Consider the following 14424-nt stretch of genomic DNA (forward strand, 5'->3'; position numbering starts at 1 on the left):
CCGGATGCCGACCCCGTTGAGGTCGAAGCTTGTCAAGACTGCCCCCCGTAGCGACTTTGACGTCGCGACATCCGGCCGAGCCTTGGATCTCACCCCCTGGCGGTTTCGAGTTCACCCGGGGGCCATTGTGTCCTTACCGATTCATGATAAAGCACAGACACCGAGTAGCCTGACGCAGTGCGAGTCTTCTTCAGCAATCACAGCACTGCGCCTGTGAACCTGGGCGGGGCCGAACGCTCGCTCCTGCATCTCGTCGAGCACTGGCAGTCACGCCGCCCCGATCTCGATCCGCACTTCTTGACCAAGGCGCCCGAGGGCCAGTTCATCAAGGCTCTGCGCGCCAAGAACCTCCCGTTCACCGCCTACCGGTTCCGGGGCTGGGCTCTGCCGAGCGGTCAGCCGGCGCCCGCTGCCGAGGTCGCCTCGTTCGCCACCGCCGACTACGCAGCCGTCACCGCGATGATCCGCGAGATGGAGAAGGCCAAGCCCGACCTCGTCGTCACGAACACGATCGTCGCGCCCTGGGCCGCCTTCGCGGCGAAGACCCTCGGCATCCCCCACGCCTGGTTCGTGCGCGAGTACGGCGATCTCGATCACGGTCTGCAGTTTCAGGAGGGGCGCGACGCCACCCTCAGCGACATCGGGCTGCTGTCGGAGGCGGTGTTCACGAACTCGCGAGCCGTCGAGGCGCACCTGGCCGGCCACATGGATCCTGCGCTCCTCTCTGTCGTGTATCCGAGCGTCGACGCCGACCGCCTCACCGCTCTCGCGAGCGAGACTCCCGCGGTGGAGCCGTTCCCCCAGAAGGATCCGGGTCTCCGCCTCGTTCTCGTCGGTCGCGTCGAAGAGAGCAAGGGTCAGTTCCGGGCCATCGACGCTCTCGGCGAGCTGGCGCGCCGCGGCGTGTCGGCATCGCTCTGCTTGGTCGGATCGTGGAAGCACCCCGGCTATGACCTCGAGCTCCGCGACCGCGCCCGTGCGCTCGGTGTCGACGACCGCATCGTCTTCGCTGGCGAACAGGACAACCCCTTCGCCTTCGTGGCCCGGGCCGACGTGTGCCTCACCGCCTCCACCATCGAGGCGTTCGGCCGCACCACCCTCGAATACCTCACCCTCGGCAAGCCCGTCGTCGCCTCGAACACCGGCGGCAGCGCCGAGCTGATCGAGCCGGGTGTCAACGGCCAGCTGTTCGACCTCGAGTCGACCACGGGGCTCGCGGACACCCTCGAGAGCTACGCCACGACGCCGGAGTCGATCCGAGCGCACGGTGAGGCGGCGCGTCAGAGCATCGAGCACGTAGGATCCGGCGACACCGGCCTCGACGCCGCCATCGACCGCCTCGAATCGCTCGTCGGGGCACCCGCCTACCGGCTCCCCGCTATCGCCCGCTACTGGTTCGAGCTCCCCGCCGCCTACTCGTCGATCGGCGGCACGTCGGCCCGTGCTTTCGCCGGCCTCGTCAAGCACCGCCTGGTCACGCGGAGCGGCTTGATCGGGCGGGTCCTTCGGAGTCCGCGGGTCGTCGCTCGAAGGATCACCGGGCGATGAGCGCCGTGGGGGGAACACGCAGGCCGGTCACCGTCGTCGTGCCGCTGTACGACGACCTCAAGGGGATCCAGCAGTGCGTCGAGTCGGTGCTCGACCACGTCGATCTCGATTTCGACCGCATCATCCTGAGCAACGACCGCGGGCCGCGGCACGAGGAGGTCGAGGCGCTGGTGCTCCGGCTCATCAAGGGCCACCCCGAAGTGACCTACCTCAGCAACGACGTGAACCTCGGCTTCGTCGGCAACTGCAACCGCGTCGTGCTCGAGTACGACACCACCGGCAACGACGTGCTGCTGCTCAACAGCGACACGATCGTCACGGCGGGATTCCTCGACGAGATGGCCGAGGTGCTCACCCTCTCGCCCTCACACGGTGTGATCACGGCCCGGAGCAACAACGCCACGCTGGCCTCGATCCCCGACCGCCGACGGCTGCCGCGCCAGCCCCGCACGATCGACCACTCGGCTCGGGTGCACGCCGCAGTCGTCGACCTGCTCCCCCGCTATACGATCGCCCCGGTCGCAATGGGCTTCTGCTTCCTCATCCGCCGCGATCTGATCGACCGGTACGGACTCTTCGACGAAGCCTTCGCGCCCGGCTACGGCGAGGAGAACGACTTCTGCCTCCGCGTCAACCAGCGCGGTTACGCCTCGGTTCTCGCCAATCGGGCCCTCGTGTTCCACACGGGATCGACGAGCTTCTCGGGCGACCGCGGACCGCGCCTGCGGTTCGGGCACGAGAAGCTGCTCATCGAGCGCTACCCCTTCTACGTCGGTGCGCTCGGCTACTTCTACCAGCGCGGTCGCGACCCCGTCGACACCTTCGCCGACGCGTTCGACCGCGGTGACGACGTGATCCGGTTGGCCATCGACCTCGTGCAAGAGAGCACCGACGCCGTTCTGCGCGACATCGAAGACTTCGTGCACCGCCTCGGGCGCGGGGTCGTCGTGACGCTCATCACGCCGAAAGAGGTGCTGGCGCAGGCGCGGGAGCTCGTTCCGTCCGCCCTCATCACGGCGCAGAGCCGCGTCGACTCGCTGTACGACGTCGCCCTAGCGCTCGGCCCGATCTACGATCTGGCGCGCCTCGTCCGGCTCAATGAACTCGCGCCCCGCTGGATCCTTATCGATGACGGCCCGGCCCGGAACAGCACCTGGTCGCAGCGGGTCGACTACCACCGCATCGAAGCGGTGGAGCGCATCGCGCAACGATTCGCCGACCGGTGGATCGTGATCGACGACAACGAGGCGGCCGCTCGAGCCGTGATCGAGGTGGCGGAGCGCGAGATCGACCCTGCGCACCTCCGGCTGCGCTGGACGTGGCTCGTCGATGCGGGGCTCGCCTCCGGGATCCTCGGCTACCCGCTCCGGCCCTCGCGCGGACGACGTCTCGCGCTTTGGATCGGCGCCAAGTCGCCACGAGCGTCGCGGTTCCTGAGGGGCGTCCTCAACCGGTGACGGCCCGCTGCCTCGCCGTCCGGGCGGTCTCTCAGGCGGTGACCCCGGACACTGATACTGTCTTCCCGACCGACTGCGCTTCGACTGCGCGTACCTGCGGAGGAGTGATCGAAGCATGCTGACACTTCGCGTCGTGGTCGATCAGATCCTCGCCCCGGTTCCCGGCGGCATCGGCCGCTACACCGAAGAGCTCACGCGCCAGCTGATCCAGGTCGCCCCGCGGGGCTGCGACGTCGAGGGCGTCGTCGCCGCTCACCCGCAGGAGGCGTACGACCGCCTCGAAGACAAGCTTCCCGGGCTGGCCGGTCTCTACCGCTCCGTGCTCGGCCGCCGCGAGCTCTCGGTCGCCTGGCAGACCGGTGTGATCGGCTTTCCGGGCCGCGGCATGGTGCACGGCACCAGCCTGATGACCCCGCTCTACAAGCACGACCGCTCGCTCGACGCGGCCACCCAGACCGCCGTGACGATCCACGACACCGTGCCGTGGACCCACCCGTCGACCCTCACCGCCCAGGGCGTCCGCTGGCATCGGGCCATGACCAAGCGCGCCTACCGGTTCGCCGACGCGGTCGTCGTGCCGACCCACGCCGTCGCCGCCGAGCTCAACGAGATCTTCCCCTTCGGCGACCGGATCCGAGTGATCGGCGGCGCCGTCTCGACCGAACTCGATGCCCCCGACGAGGCGATCGCCGCCCGCATCGCCGACGAGCTCGACCTGCCCGAACGCTACGTGCTCAGCGTCGGCACCCTCGAACCCCGCAAGGGCCTCGAGCCTCTCCTTCAGGCGATGGCTCACCCCGACGCCCCCGATGTGCCGCTGCTGATCGTCGGCCCCGAGGGCTGGGGCGACGTGCACATCGACGACGTGGTTGCCCGGCTCGGTCTGCCCGAGGGGCGCGTGCGGATCCTCGGCCGGGTCTCTGACGAAGCCCTGTCGGTGCTCTTGCAGCGCGCCAGCGTCTTCGTGTTCCCGTCGGTCGCCGAGGGCTTCGGGCTGCCGGTGATCGAGGCGTTCAGCTTCGGCACCCCCGTGGTGCACTCCGACGCCCCCGCGCTCGTCGAGGTCGCAGCGGGGGCCGGCATCACCGTGCCCCGCGACGACGCCACGGGCTACCCGGAGCGGCTCGCGCAGGCGATGTTCCAGGTCGTCAACGACCTCGAGCTGGCCACCCGACTCGGAGTGGCCGGGCTCGACCGCGCGCGTGCCTTCAGCTGGCGCGACTCGGCCGAGAAGGTCTGGCAGCTGCACGCCGACCTGTAGAAGGTGCGCGGGGTTGCCGCGTACCGCTGTCGCTAGTGCTGTTGATGTCGCTGTCGCTGTCGCTGTCGCTGTCGCTTACAGCGAGAGCTTGAGCTTCGCGTTCTTCTCCTCGACGAGCTCGGCGAGACTGCTCGCGTAGTCGGCGAGGTGTGCTGAGACCGCCGGGTCGGACGACCCGAGGATCCTTGCTGCCAGCAGCCCGGCGTTTGCTGCCCCACCGATCGACACCGTGGCAACCGGAATACCGGCGGGCATCTGCACAATCGACAGTAGCGAGTCGAGTCCGTCGAGCTTCGCGAGTGCGACGGGCACGCCGATCACGGGGAGCGTGGTCACCGACGCGAGCATTCCGGGCAGGTGCGCTGCCCCTCCGGCACCGGCGATGATGACGCGGACGCCCCGGCCGGCCGCCGCTCTGCCGAACGCGATCATCTTGTCGGGCGTGCGGTGAGCGGAGACGACCTCGACCTCGTGCGCGATGCCGAACTCGGTCAGGATGTCGGCCGCCGATTTCATCGTCGCCCAATCGGAGTCGGAGCCCATGACGAGGGCGACGAGCGGTGTGGCGGAGTTGGCGGTGGGTGCAGAGCTGGTGTCGGTCACGCTACGAGCCTAGCCAGGATCACAGACCCTCACGATCGGCACAGACTTCACGTCCGGCACAGACCCGCGCGACCGGCACAGGCCCGCCCCGCCGGCACACACCCGCAGGGCCGGCACAAACCCTCACCCTAGGCGGCATGTCTACGCCGTTCGTGAGGGTTTAGCCGAAATCACGCCTCAGCCTGCGAAAAACTGCGCTGCAGCACGTGCCCGGTACACCACATCGTCGAGGTCGTCGCCCAGCACGGTGACGTGCCCCACCTTGCGGCCCGGCCGGGGCTCTTTGCCGTAGTCGTGCACCTTCGCGCCCGGCTGATCGGCCATCAGCGCTGGCAACCGGTCGGCCATCGTGCCGTCGGACGGCCCGCCGAGCACATTGACCATGACGCTCCAATCGGCGTGGGTGCCGGTGTCGCCGAGCGGCAGGTCGAGCACTGCTCGGAGGTGCTGCTCGAACTGGCTCGTCGTCGACCCGTCGATCGACCAGTGGCCGGTGTTGTGCGGGCGCATCGCGAGCTCATTGATCAGGATCCGGTCGTCGATCGTCTCGAACAATTCGACAGCGAGAACGCCCGTCACTCCGAGCTCGGTCGCGACCCTCCGGGCGATGTCTTCGGCGATGTCGGCGATGCGACCGGCCGACCGCGGTGCTGGTGCGAGCACCTCGGCGCAGACGCCGTCCCGCTGGATCGACTCGACCACTGGCCAGGCGACGATCTCACCGCTCGGGCGCCGCGCCACCGACTGCGCGAGCTCACGGCGAAACTCGACGAGCTCTTCGGCGAGGAGGGCCCCACCGGTCGCGGGGTCGGTGAGACCGTCGAACCAGTCGGCGACCTCCTGCGACGACGACACGACGCGAACGCCCTTGCCGTCGTAGCCGCCGCGAGCCGTCTTGACGACCACGCGGCCGCCGTGCTCGGCGAGAAAGGCATCGAGGTCGGCAGCGGTCTCGAGTCGAGCCCAGTCGGGTACGGGAAGACCGAGGGCGCTCAGCCGCTCGCGCATGACGAGTTTGTCTTGCGCGACGAAGAGGGCCTCGGGTGACGGATGGACCTCGACGCCGGCATCGACGAGAGCGCGCAGAACGGTCTGCGGCACATGCTCATGATCGAACGTGATCGCATCGACACCGCGAGCGAACGCCAGCACGGTCTCGACGTCGTGGTAGTCGCCGACCTGCGTCGCCGCAAGGCGGGCGCTCGACCCCTCGGTCTCGGCGAGAACCGAGATCTCGAGGCCCAGGTGCACCGCCGGTGGCACCATCATGCGCGCCAGCTGGCCTCCGCCGATCACTCCGACGCGGAGCGCCATCAGGGGCGCCCCAGACCGCGGACCTCGAAGCCGGCCGCGCGCCAGGCGACGGGATCGAGGCAGTTGCGGCCGTCGACCACGTTCTTCTTGGCCACTGCGCCGGCGACGATGCTCGGGTCGAGCTCGCGGAACTCGGTCCACTCGGTCAGCACGAGCACTGCGTCGACACTCGCGATGGCTTCGGCGGCCGTCGAGGCGACCGTCAGCGTCGGCAGGCTGCGGAGGGCGGTGTCGTTCGCCTCGGGGTCGTACGCCGTGACGATGGCGCCAGCGTCGACGAGTTTCTTCACCACGTCGAGGGCCGGCGAGTCGCGCACGTCGTCGGAGTTCGGCTTGAACGCGAGCCCGAGCACACCGATTCTGGCGCCGGCGAGGTCACCGACGAGCTCGCGAGTCAGCGTCACCACGCGCTCACGACGGCGCAGGTTGATGGCATCGACCTCTCCGAGGAACGACAGGGTGTCGTGCAGACCGAGCTCGTCTCCGCGCGCGCGGAAAGCCCGGATGTCTTTGGGCAGGCAGCCACCGCCGAAGCCGAGCCCCGCGTTCAAGAACTTGCGGCCGATGCGGGCATCGTGGCCGATCGCGTCGGCGAGTTGCGTCACGTCGGCACCGGTGGCCTCGGCAACCTCGGCCATGGCGTTGATGAACGAGATCTTGGTCGCGAGGAACGCGTTCGCCGACACCTTGACCAGCTCGGCCGTGGCGTAGTCGGTGACGATGCGCGGGGTGCCGGTGGCGAGCGCCGTGGCGTAGACCTCGTCGAGCACGGCGGTGGCCTTCTCGCCCGCCTCGCCCGCGGGCACGCCGTAGACGAAGCGGTCGGGGGCGACGGTGTCTTGAACGGCGAAGCCTTCGCGCAAGAACTCGGGGTTCCAGGCGAGAGTCGCGCTGGACCGTTCGCCCTGAGGAGCACCCGCAGCCTCGACGGCTGCAGCCTCGACGACGGCTGCGAGACGAGCGGCCGTTCCGACAGGCACCGTCGATTTGCCGACCACCAGGTCGCCCGCCGAAAGGAACGGCAGCAGACCATCGACGGCGGCGTTGACGTAGGTGAGGTCGGCGTTGTAGCTGCCCTTGGTCTGAGGCGTGCCGACGGCGACGAAGTGGACGGTCGCCTCGGCCGCGGCCGACATGTCGGTAGTGAACCGCAGGCGCCCGGAGGCGAGTGCCCGGCCGAGGACTTCAGGAAGGCCCGGCTCGAAGAACGGGGCCCGACCGGCTTGGAGCTCGGCGACTTTGTGTTCGTCGACGTCGATGCCGACGACGTCGTGACCGAGCTCGGCCATGCAGGCCGCGTGGACTGCCCCGAGATAACCGCAACCGATGACTGAGATCTTCACGTGCACGACCCTAACGGAAGTCAGCCGTGACGCTCGTCGCCGTTCCACAGGGTCGATCCGTCGGGTGCGTGCGACTGCTCTTGCTGCCGCAGCCTCGCCACCGCCGAGATGTTTTCTTCCATTAGATCGTGCAGGGTCGACTGCACGAGGTCGGCCGTGGGGACGTCCCAGAGCACGACGGGCCGGTCGAGCCCAGAGTTGATCAGCACATCGCCCGATCCGAACAGGCTCTGCGCGCTGTTCTTGCGAACCGTGAGGTCGTAGCCGCGGGTGTGCATGAGCTCCTGGCGGGTGCGCACGAAGAGCCCGCGCCGGATGATGATGCGCCTCGTCGTGATCGTGTAGTGCCGACCGAGCCAGGCGAGCAGAGGGATGACGAAGAGAAGCAGGATGAGCGCGAGCGCCGCGATCAGTACGGCGTCGTTCTGCCAGCGCTCCGGCAGGCGACCGTTGAACCAGCCGCCGAGCCCCGACACGACGATCAGCACGAGCGACGGCCAGAACAGTACGCGAGCGTGCGGTCGCAGCCTCGCTATGACCTCCTCGCGCGCGGGCTCGCCGAAGGGCTCGGCCGGGCGCTGGTCAGGGGAGGTCATGCGTCATTCATACCGCAGGTGGGTCACGTCGCCGGCGGCGATCGTCAGAGGATCGTGCGAATCATTCGAAAGGACGACGAGTCGGCCGGCACCGTCGAGCCCCTCGGCGACGCCCTCGAGAAGGATCCCGTCGGGCAGTTCGACCCGGACGGGGCGCCCGAGCGTGTCGCAGGCCGCGGTGACCTCCTGCCGCACCGCCTCGATGCCGTCGGGCTCTCCTTCGGCGAGTAGCCCGACGAGACGCCGGAGGTGGATGAGGTAGGCGCCGAACACCGCGTCGGCGAGGTGCAGAGCGCTGCCGTTCGCCCCCTCCACGACGAGCGACGTCGACGTCGGGGTCGGGAGGCAATCGGCGGGAATGGTCAGGTTGATGCCGGTGCCGAGTACGACCGAGTCGAACACACCGTCGACCGTGACGAGGTCGGCCAGGATCCCGGAGATCTTGCGCCCCGACACCTGCACGTCGTTCGGCCATTTGAGCGTGACGTGAGCCTCGGGGAGAAGGTCGGCGACCGCCTGCCGCAGGGCGGCCCCGCCGATCAGCGGGTACCACCCCCACGAGTCGATCGGAAGCGGATGGCCCGACGCGGTGCGGGTGCGCAGCAGCACGCTCGCGGCCAGCGACTCACCCGCGGGCGACGACCACTGACGATCGAGCCGGCCGCGCCCGGCGGTCTGGTCGAGCGACGCGACGACCGCGAAGTCACCTCGCTCGGATGCCACCTCGACGAGGTCGACGTTGGTCGACCCGGTCGTCTGGCGGTAGTCGAATTCGGATATCAGCCCGCTCGTGATCGGGAACTGCTCAGAGTCGCTCATAGGGCGAATCCTCTCAGCACCACCTGGATGAGGGCACTCCGGGGCGCATGCGCCCGGCGCTCCAAGGAGCGCGCCGGGAGCTCCGGGGGTGCAGGCCCGGCGCTCCAGCCCGAGTCGCGACTGGAAGATAGAGTTGTCGCCGTGACCCCAGAGACCCCGCAGACCAACCACGCCACCACCGCCGGCAAGGTCGCCGATCTCAAGAAGCGCTTCCACGAGGCAGTGACGGCGCCCGAAGAGACCGCGATCGAGAAGCAGCACGCCCGCGGTAAGAAGACCGCCCGCGAGCGCATCGACGGGCTCCTCGACTCCGGCTCGTTCGTCGAGCTCGACGAGTTCGTGCGGCACCGCACCACGGCCTTCGGCATGGATGCGAAGCGGCCCTACGGCGACTCTGTCGTCACCGGCACCGGCACGATCAATGGCCGTCAGGTAGCGATCTACTCCCAAGACTTCACGACCTTCGGCGGATCGCTCGGCGAGGTCGCCGGCGAGAAGATCATCAAGGTGATGGAGCTCGCCCTCAAGACCGGCGTGCCGATCATCGGCATCCTCGATTCCGGCGGAGCCCGCATCCAGGAGGGCGTGGTCGCACTCGGCAAGTACGGCGAGATCTTCAAGCTCAACACGGCCGCCTCCGGCGTGATCCCCCAGATCTCGATCATCATGGGCCCGGCCGCGGGTGGTGCCGTGTACTCCCCCGCTCTCACCGACTTCGTCGTCATGGTCGACAAGACCAGCCAGATGTTCGTCACCGGCCCCGACGTGATCAAGACCGTCACCGGAGAAGACGTCGGCTTCGAAGAGCTCGGCGGCGCCCTCACGCACAACACGATCTCGGGCGTCTCGCACTACCTCGCCGCCGACGAAGACGACGCGCTCGACTACGTGGCGACGCTGCTCGGCTTCCTGCCCGACAACAACCTCACCGACCCTCCGGTCTACGAGGTCGCTCCCGAGATGGAGACCACCGACTCCGACGCCGCACTCGACACCCTGATTCCCGACTCCGCGAACCAGCCGTACGACATCCTCACTGTCATCGAGCACGTCGTCGACGATGGCGAGTTCCTCGAGGTCCAGCCGCTGTTCGCACCGAACATCGTTGTCGGCCTGGGCCGCGTCGAAGGTCGCTCCGTCGGCATCATCGCCAACCAGCCGAACGTCATGGCCGGCACACTCAACATCGACGCCGGCGAGAAGGCGGCCCGCTTCGTGCGGTTCTGCGATGCGTTCTCGATCCCGATCCTCACCCTCGTCGACACCCCCGGGTTCCTGCCGGGCACCGACCAGGAGTGGACCGGCATCATCCGCCGCGGCGCCAAGCTCCTCTATGCCTATGCCGAGGCCACCGTGCCCCTCGTCACCGTCATCACGCGCAAGGCGTACGGCGGGGCGTACATCGTCATGGGGTCGAAGCAGCTCGGCGCCGACATCAACCTCGCCTGGCCGACGGCCGAGATCGCCGTCATGGGCGGTCAGGGCGCCGTCAACATCCTCTACCGCTCCGAGATCAAGCGGGCGACCGAGGCCGGTGAAGACGTCTCGGCCGTGCGCACGAAGCTCGCGAACGACTACACGTACAACGTGGCGTCGCCGTTCCTCGCGGCTGAGCGCGGCGAGCTCGACGGCATCATCGAGCCGTCGTCGACCCGCACCGCAGTGATCAAGGCGCTTCGGGCGCTGCGCACGAAGCGGGCTTCTCAGCCGACCAAGAAGCACGGGAACATCCCGCTGTGAACGGTTCGCTGGCAGACGGACCGCAGGATCCTACGATCCAGGTCGTATCCGGCAACCCCTCTGCAGAAGAGTTGGCCGCGGTCACCGCCGTGCTGGCGGCTCTTGAGGCCGCCGCGCGCGACGAGAGCTCGGCCCGGCGTCTGCCTCGGGCGTCGAGTGCCTGGGCCGAGAGCCAGCGGCCCCTGCGGGCGCCGCTCCGCGTCGGCGCCGGGCAGTGGAACCGGCACAGCGCCTGACCCAGCGTGCACCCCGACGGGCCCCGTCCGTCCCCCGAAATGCTCGTGTATCGGGTGTGAGACGTCACAACTTCCCCCGAATGGGGGGCATGTCGGTGTGTTTATCCCGTCGAGGGCCCGCCTGCTGTCCCCCTAAATGACGACTTTTGCTCAGGAGACGCAGGGCGCAGTATTACTAGTGCCAAGGTGTCTCCTTTGAGAGACACCACCGGACATCGGCTCACTAGGGTAAGCGGGCCGATCTTCGTTCGGGGGCGAGTCAGGGCGCCATTCGGGTTGTCGCTCTGAATTCGGGAATACAGGAAGGGCCGGACTGGGTATCCGGCCCTTCTGCTTTTCCGCTGCAGCCTCGGCCGCTCCCGCCGCGTCAGCCTTCTACGCGTCGGCGCGCTCCACCTCGACCGACGACCGGCGGATCTGCAGCCACAGGCTCACTTCGTCTTCGTCGTCATCGTCGTCGTCGTCATCGCCGGCGTTCGAGGAGCCGAGAGCGCTCGATTCGAGGTCTTCGGAGCTCAGCCCGACCACCGTGACCGCGTACTCACTCCCTGGAGCCACGGTGCGGATGATCAGGCGGTCGGCCGCCGCGTCTCGAATCGCTGACGCGAGCTCCGCATGGACGCGCGCCAGCTCGCCGTCTTCGACGTCGTCGATGCCGCCCTCGTCGAGCAGGCTGACGATCGTGCCTCGGCGCCGGGCCGCCATGACCTCGTGGCGGACATCGTCGGAGAGGAGCCTGCGCCCGCGGATCTCGTCGCGAATTGCGCCCTCGAGGTTCAGGCACTCCTGGCGCTCCTCGGGCGTCAGGTCGCCGCCGGTGGCCACGATGCGCTGGAGCATGGGCCTGGCGGTCCGGCCGGTCTGCAGGAGGCGGAACTGTCGCTCGTTGACGTGCGCCTCTTGAGCGGCCTGCCAGTCGGCGGCCTCCTGCTCGGCGCGGATGAACTCGCGGGTGTCGCGACCCGCACGAGCGAGGGTGGCCTGCAGCGCGTGCGAGATGCCCACCCAGCTGACACTGCCGACGACGCCGAATGCGGCGAGATCGGAGAGGTTGCCGCTCCACACGACAGTGTGAACCGCGAGGAAAGCGACTCCCGCCCATGCGAAACCGTGCCGGCGCCGGGTGGAGACGATAACCATGAGCGTGCCCACTGCAGCCACGTACCAGGTGGCGTAGCCGGTGCCACCCGGGTGGTTCGGATCGAGTTGCGAAGCGACGACCAGGGGCACGATCACCGCGACGGCGAGGCAGACGCTGGCCATCCACACGGGCATCGTGAGCCCCTGCTTCTTGACCGGAATGAGCGCAAGCGCCGTGGCGACGGCGTAGAGGGCCATGCAGACGATGACGGGCGCGGCGTTTCTCGGAATACCGAGCGAGACCGTCGCCAGAAGGAGGTGATAGACGGAGAAGACGGCAGCGAGGCCGATGGGGAGCCAGCGGGGCAGTTTGACGTTCACGAGGGCTCCTCGGGGCTGAGTGGTGCGGGTGCGGAGGGCGAAGCGGCCGACTGCTCGGAATCGTCGGAGCGGGGCCAGGAGAGGCGGATGATCGTTCCCTCGCCCGCGGCGGTCTGAATGACGGCCGACCCGCCGGCGTTCGCCAGCCGCTCGGTGATCGAGACGCGCACCCCGAGGCGCTCACCGGGAACAGCGGCGGGGTTGAAGCCGGACCCGGTGTCGCCGACCTCGACGCAGACGCGCTCGGCCGTCCAGAGCAGGGAGACCCACCGAGAGACGCCGACCGTGCCCGCGTGCTGCACGCTGTTGACCACCGCCTGGACCGCCGCCGAGTACATGGCCTCGGCGGCCGCCGCCGGAATGGCGTGGTCGTCGAGCGCCTTCGACCGGACCTCGACCTCGGCCCCGAGGTTCGAGACGAGCACTTCGAGGCGCTCCCGCATCGAGGTGAGGCTCGTCGACGACTCATCGAAGGGTGTCACGCTCGCGGCCGTCGTGAGGTGCGACATGGCGTTGCGAGCCATCGTCGTGGCCAGGGCCTTCTCATCGGGCGAGAATGACCGTGCCGCCGAGATGAATGTCGTGAGCACGCTGTCGTGCACAATCGCGTCGACCTGGACGCGCTCGAGCTCGATCGCGTGCTCGCGAATGGCCCCCGAATAGCGGCTGACGGCCATGTTCTGCGCTCGGTCGACCGCGACGGAGGCCTGCCGCAGAAGCGTGATGAGAATGAGCACGGCGCCGCCGAGAATGATCGAGTAGATCGAATCGATGGCCGCCCAGAACGGCGTGAGGCCCCCGCCCGACGGCGTGAGCTCGACCAGCCCATAGACGAGCGGTGTGAGCAGCAGATAGACCGTCGCCACCCAGGGGGTGAACGCGATGGCGGCAGCCGCCGTCGCGACCGTGATGAGGTAGTAGAGCCACGGCGATTCGTCGAGCACCCGAGCCGGATCGTCAACCGCCAGCGGCCAGGTAAGCAGCGCGACCAGAAACGAGATGGCCAGGAACGCGGCGGCTGTCTCGAGGCCCCGCATCGAGACGCTCGTGACTCCGACGGCGACGATTCCACCGAGGAGGGCGATCGAGATGATCCATGCCCAGGCGGGCTGCATACTCGACTGCTGATCGAGCAGATAGGGAATTGCGAGGGCCCCGTAAACGAGGCCGAGAGCGGCGAGGAGGCGCGCGAAGATTTTGTCGAGCAGCGGACCGCTGATCGGGTTGCGAGTTGACCTCGGCCGGAAGGTCGGTGCGGAGGAGGCTCCGTCAGCGGCCATCTCCGCCATCCGCATCGAGGCCTGGCAGAATGCCGTCCTCGACCGCGCGGCGAAGCAGGTCGACCTTGGTCGGCGCGGGGCGCCCGACCTCGACGTACTTCACACGGATCCGGTCGAGGTATTCACGGGCGGTCGAGTAGCCGATGCCGAGCTGCTGAGCGGCGAGCTTGAGCGGCAGACCCGACGCGTACAGGTGAAGGATCTCGCGTTCGCGTCGCCCGAGCTGCGCCTTGGCGAAGTCGCGGTCGGCGTCGATTGCGCTGGCCCACTCGAGGTTGTTCAACACGTCACCGCGAGCAACGGTCGCGACCGCGGCCATCACGGTCTTCGTCGCGGACGACTTCGGAATGACGCCGGCCGCCCCGGCGGCCAGCGCCTCACGGACGGACGCTACACGGTCGGCGATGCTGTGCACGAGGACGGCGGAGCCGGTGGCCTGCACGCGCTTGACGTTCTCGGTCACGGTCGAGCCGTCGCCGAGCGAGAGGTCGAGCACCACGACGTCGACCTCGCGGCCCGCGAGGTTGTCGACGAATTCCTGCACGCCCGCGGCGGTGAGGATGACGTCGAAGCCCTCGTTCTGGCAGGCCGCCTGGATACCCAGCCGGACCGACTCGTGGTCGTCGACGATGGCGACGCGCACCGGGGCCGTGGTTTTCGGAGTACCGGATGCAGTCGGTTCGGGCAAGATTTCGGGCACGAGAATCCTTCGTTCGATGGGCGCTCGGTCCCTGATACCGAGCGTCACACTCGGATTCTATCGGGC

Annotated in this window: 13 protein-coding genes; 5 read left to right on the top strand and 8 right to left on the bottom strand. The window is 68.5% G+C overall.

Annotated features, from left to right (window positions below; all coding sequences use genetic code 11):
* Positions 1-177 precede the first annotated feature (177 nt).
* The 3 genes from ITJ49_RS06920 (at position 178) to ITJ49_RS06930 (ending at position 4266) form a co-directional block, all read left to right on the top strand.
* The gene (locus tag ITJ49_RS06920) at positions 178-1548 is read left to right on the top strand and encodes a glycosyltransferase (RefSeq protein ID WP_194603222.1); all 1371 of its coding nucleotides are present in this window, start codon (positions 178-180) and stop codon (positions 1546-1548) included.
* On the top strand, positions 1545-3005 hold the full coding sequence (locus ITJ49_RS06925; protein WP_194603225.1) for a glycosyltransferase family 2 protein: 1461 nt from the start codon (positions 1545-1547) through the stop codon (positions 3003-3005). Before ITJ49_RS06920 ends, ITJ49_RS06925 begins: the two co-directional genes overlap by 4 nt.
* A 115-nt stretch (positions 3006-3120) precedes the next feature.
* Positions 3121-4266 carry a glycosyltransferase family 1 protein gene (locus ITJ49_RS06930; protein ID WP_194603229.1) on the top strand — a complete coding sequence of 382 codons (1146 nt, stop codon included), beginning with the start codon at positions 3121-3123 and terminating at the stop codon, positions 4264-4266.
* 75 nt (positions 4267-4341) lie between these two features.
* Here ITJ49_RS06930 and purE read toward each other — a convergent pair whose 3' ends face one another.
* The 5 genes from purE to ITJ49_RS06955 all read right to left on the bottom strand — a co-directional run bounded on the left by purE (position 4342) and on the right by ITJ49_RS06955 (position 8941).
* Positions 4342-4809: a 5-(carboxyamino)imidazole ribonucleotide mutase gene (gene purE / locus ITJ49_RS06935; protein WP_194603988.1), complete on the bottom strand. Its 468-nt coding sequence runs from the start codon at positions 4807-4809 to the stop codon at positions 4342-4344.
* A 237-nt stretch (positions 4810-5046) separates the two neighbouring features.
* Positions 5047-6183 (bottom strand): 5-(carboxyamino)imidazole ribonucleotide synthase, encoded by a 1137-nt coding sequence (locus tag ITJ49_RS06940; protein ID WP_194603232.1) that lies wholly within the window; start codon positions 6181-6183, stop codon positions 5047-5049.
* Positions 6183-7526 carry a UDP-glucose/GDP-mannose dehydrogenase family protein gene (locus ITJ49_RS06945; RefSeq protein ID WP_194603236.1) on the bottom strand — a complete coding sequence of 448 codons (1344 nt, stop codon included), beginning with the start codon at positions 7524-7526 and terminating at the stop codon, positions 6183-6185. The genes ITJ49_RS06940 and ITJ49_RS06945 overlap by 1 nt, the downstream gene beginning before the upstream one ends.
* A gap of 20 nt (positions 7527-7546) precedes the next feature.
* Entirely contained in the window at positions 7547-8122 is a 576-nt protein-coding gene (locus tag ITJ49_RS06950; protein WP_228514185.1) for a PH domain-containing protein, read from the bottom strand.
* A 3-nt stretch (positions 8123-8125) separates the two neighbouring features.
* Positions 8126-8941 carry a biotin--[acetyl-CoA-carboxylase] ligase gene (locus tag ITJ49_RS06955; RefSeq protein WP_194603239.1) on the bottom strand — a complete coding sequence of 272 codons (816 nt, stop codon included), beginning with the start codon at positions 8939-8941 and terminating at the stop codon, positions 8126-8128.
* A gap of 141 nt (positions 8942-9082) precedes the next feature.
* On the opposite strand from ITJ49_RS06955, the gene ITJ49_RS06960 reads away from it, so the two are divergent.
* Complete coding sequence (locus ITJ49_RS06960) at positions 9083-10681, top strand: acyl-CoA carboxylase subunit beta (RefSeq protein WP_370544405.1); 1599 nt, start codon at positions 9083-9085, stop codon at positions 10679-10681.
* Positions 10678-10917, top strand: a complete 240-nt coding sequence (locus ITJ49_RS06965; RefSeq protein WP_194603246.1) for an acyl-CoA carboxylase epsilon subunit — start codon at positions 10678-10680, stop codon at positions 10915-10917. Before ITJ49_RS06960 ends, ITJ49_RS06965 begins: the two co-directional genes overlap by 4 nt.
* A gap of 375 nt (positions 10918-11292) precedes the next feature.
* Here ITJ49_RS06965 and ITJ49_RS06970 read toward each other — a convergent pair whose 3' ends face one another.
* The 3 genes from ITJ49_RS06970 to ITJ49_RS06980 are packed head-to-tail and all read right to left on the bottom strand — an operon-like array spanning position 11293 to position 14349.
* Positions 11293-12378: a hypothetical protein gene (locus ITJ49_RS06970; protein WP_194603249.1), complete on the bottom strand. Its 1086-nt coding sequence runs from the start codon at positions 12376-12378 to the stop codon at positions 11293-11295.
* Entirely contained in the window at positions 12375-13658 is a 1284-nt protein-coding gene (locus ITJ49_RS06975; protein ID WP_194603251.1) for a sensor histidine kinase, read from the bottom strand. Before ITJ49_RS06975 ends, ITJ49_RS06970 begins: the two co-directional genes overlap by 4 nt.
* Positions 13648-14349 (bottom strand): response regulator transcription factor, encoded by a 702-nt coding sequence (locus ITJ49_RS06980; protein ID WP_055962098.1) that lies wholly within the window; start codon positions 14347-14349, stop codon positions 13648-13650. The genes ITJ49_RS06975 and ITJ49_RS06980 overlap by 11 nt, the downstream gene beginning before the upstream one ends.
* Positions 14350-14424: the final 75 nt, after the last annotated feature.

Origin of the sequence: Frondihabitans sp. VKM Ac-2883 (assembly GCF_015350875.1) — a bacterium.
Lineage (GTDB): Bacteria > Actinomycetota > Actinomycetes > Actinomycetales > Microbacteriaceae > Frondihabitans.

Bases quoted from the DNA above. Each gene is read 5' to 3' on its own strand.
- ITJ49_RS06950 (WP_228514185.1), bottom strand. From the start codon at position 8,122: ATGACCTCCCCTGACCAGCGCCCGGCCGAGCCCTTCGGCGAGCCCGCG.
- ITJ49_RS06940 (WP_194603232.1), bottom strand. From the start codon at position 6,183: ATGGCGCTCCGCGTCGGAGTGATCGGCGGAGGCCAGCTGGCGCGCATG.
- ITJ49_RS06930 (WP_194603229.1), top strand. From the start codon at position 3,121: ATGCTGACACTTCGCGTCGTGGTCGATCAGATCCTCGCCCCGGTTCCC.
- ITJ49_RS06925 (WP_194603225.1), top strand. From the start codon at position 1,545: ATGAGCGCCGTGGGGGGAACACGCAGGCCGGTCACCGTCGTCGTGCCG.
- ITJ49_RS06955 (WP_194603239.1), bottom strand. From the start codon at position 8,941: ATGAGCGACTCTGAGCAGTTCCCGATCACGAGCGGGCTGATATCCGAA.
- ITJ49_RS06975 (WP_194603251.1), bottom strand. From the start codon at position 13,658: ATGGCCGCTGACGGAGCCTCCTCCGCACCGACCTTCCGGCCGAGGTCA.
- purE (WP_194603988.1), bottom strand. From the start codon at position 4,809: ATGGGCTCCGACTCCGATTGGGCGACGATGAAATCGGCGGCCGACATC.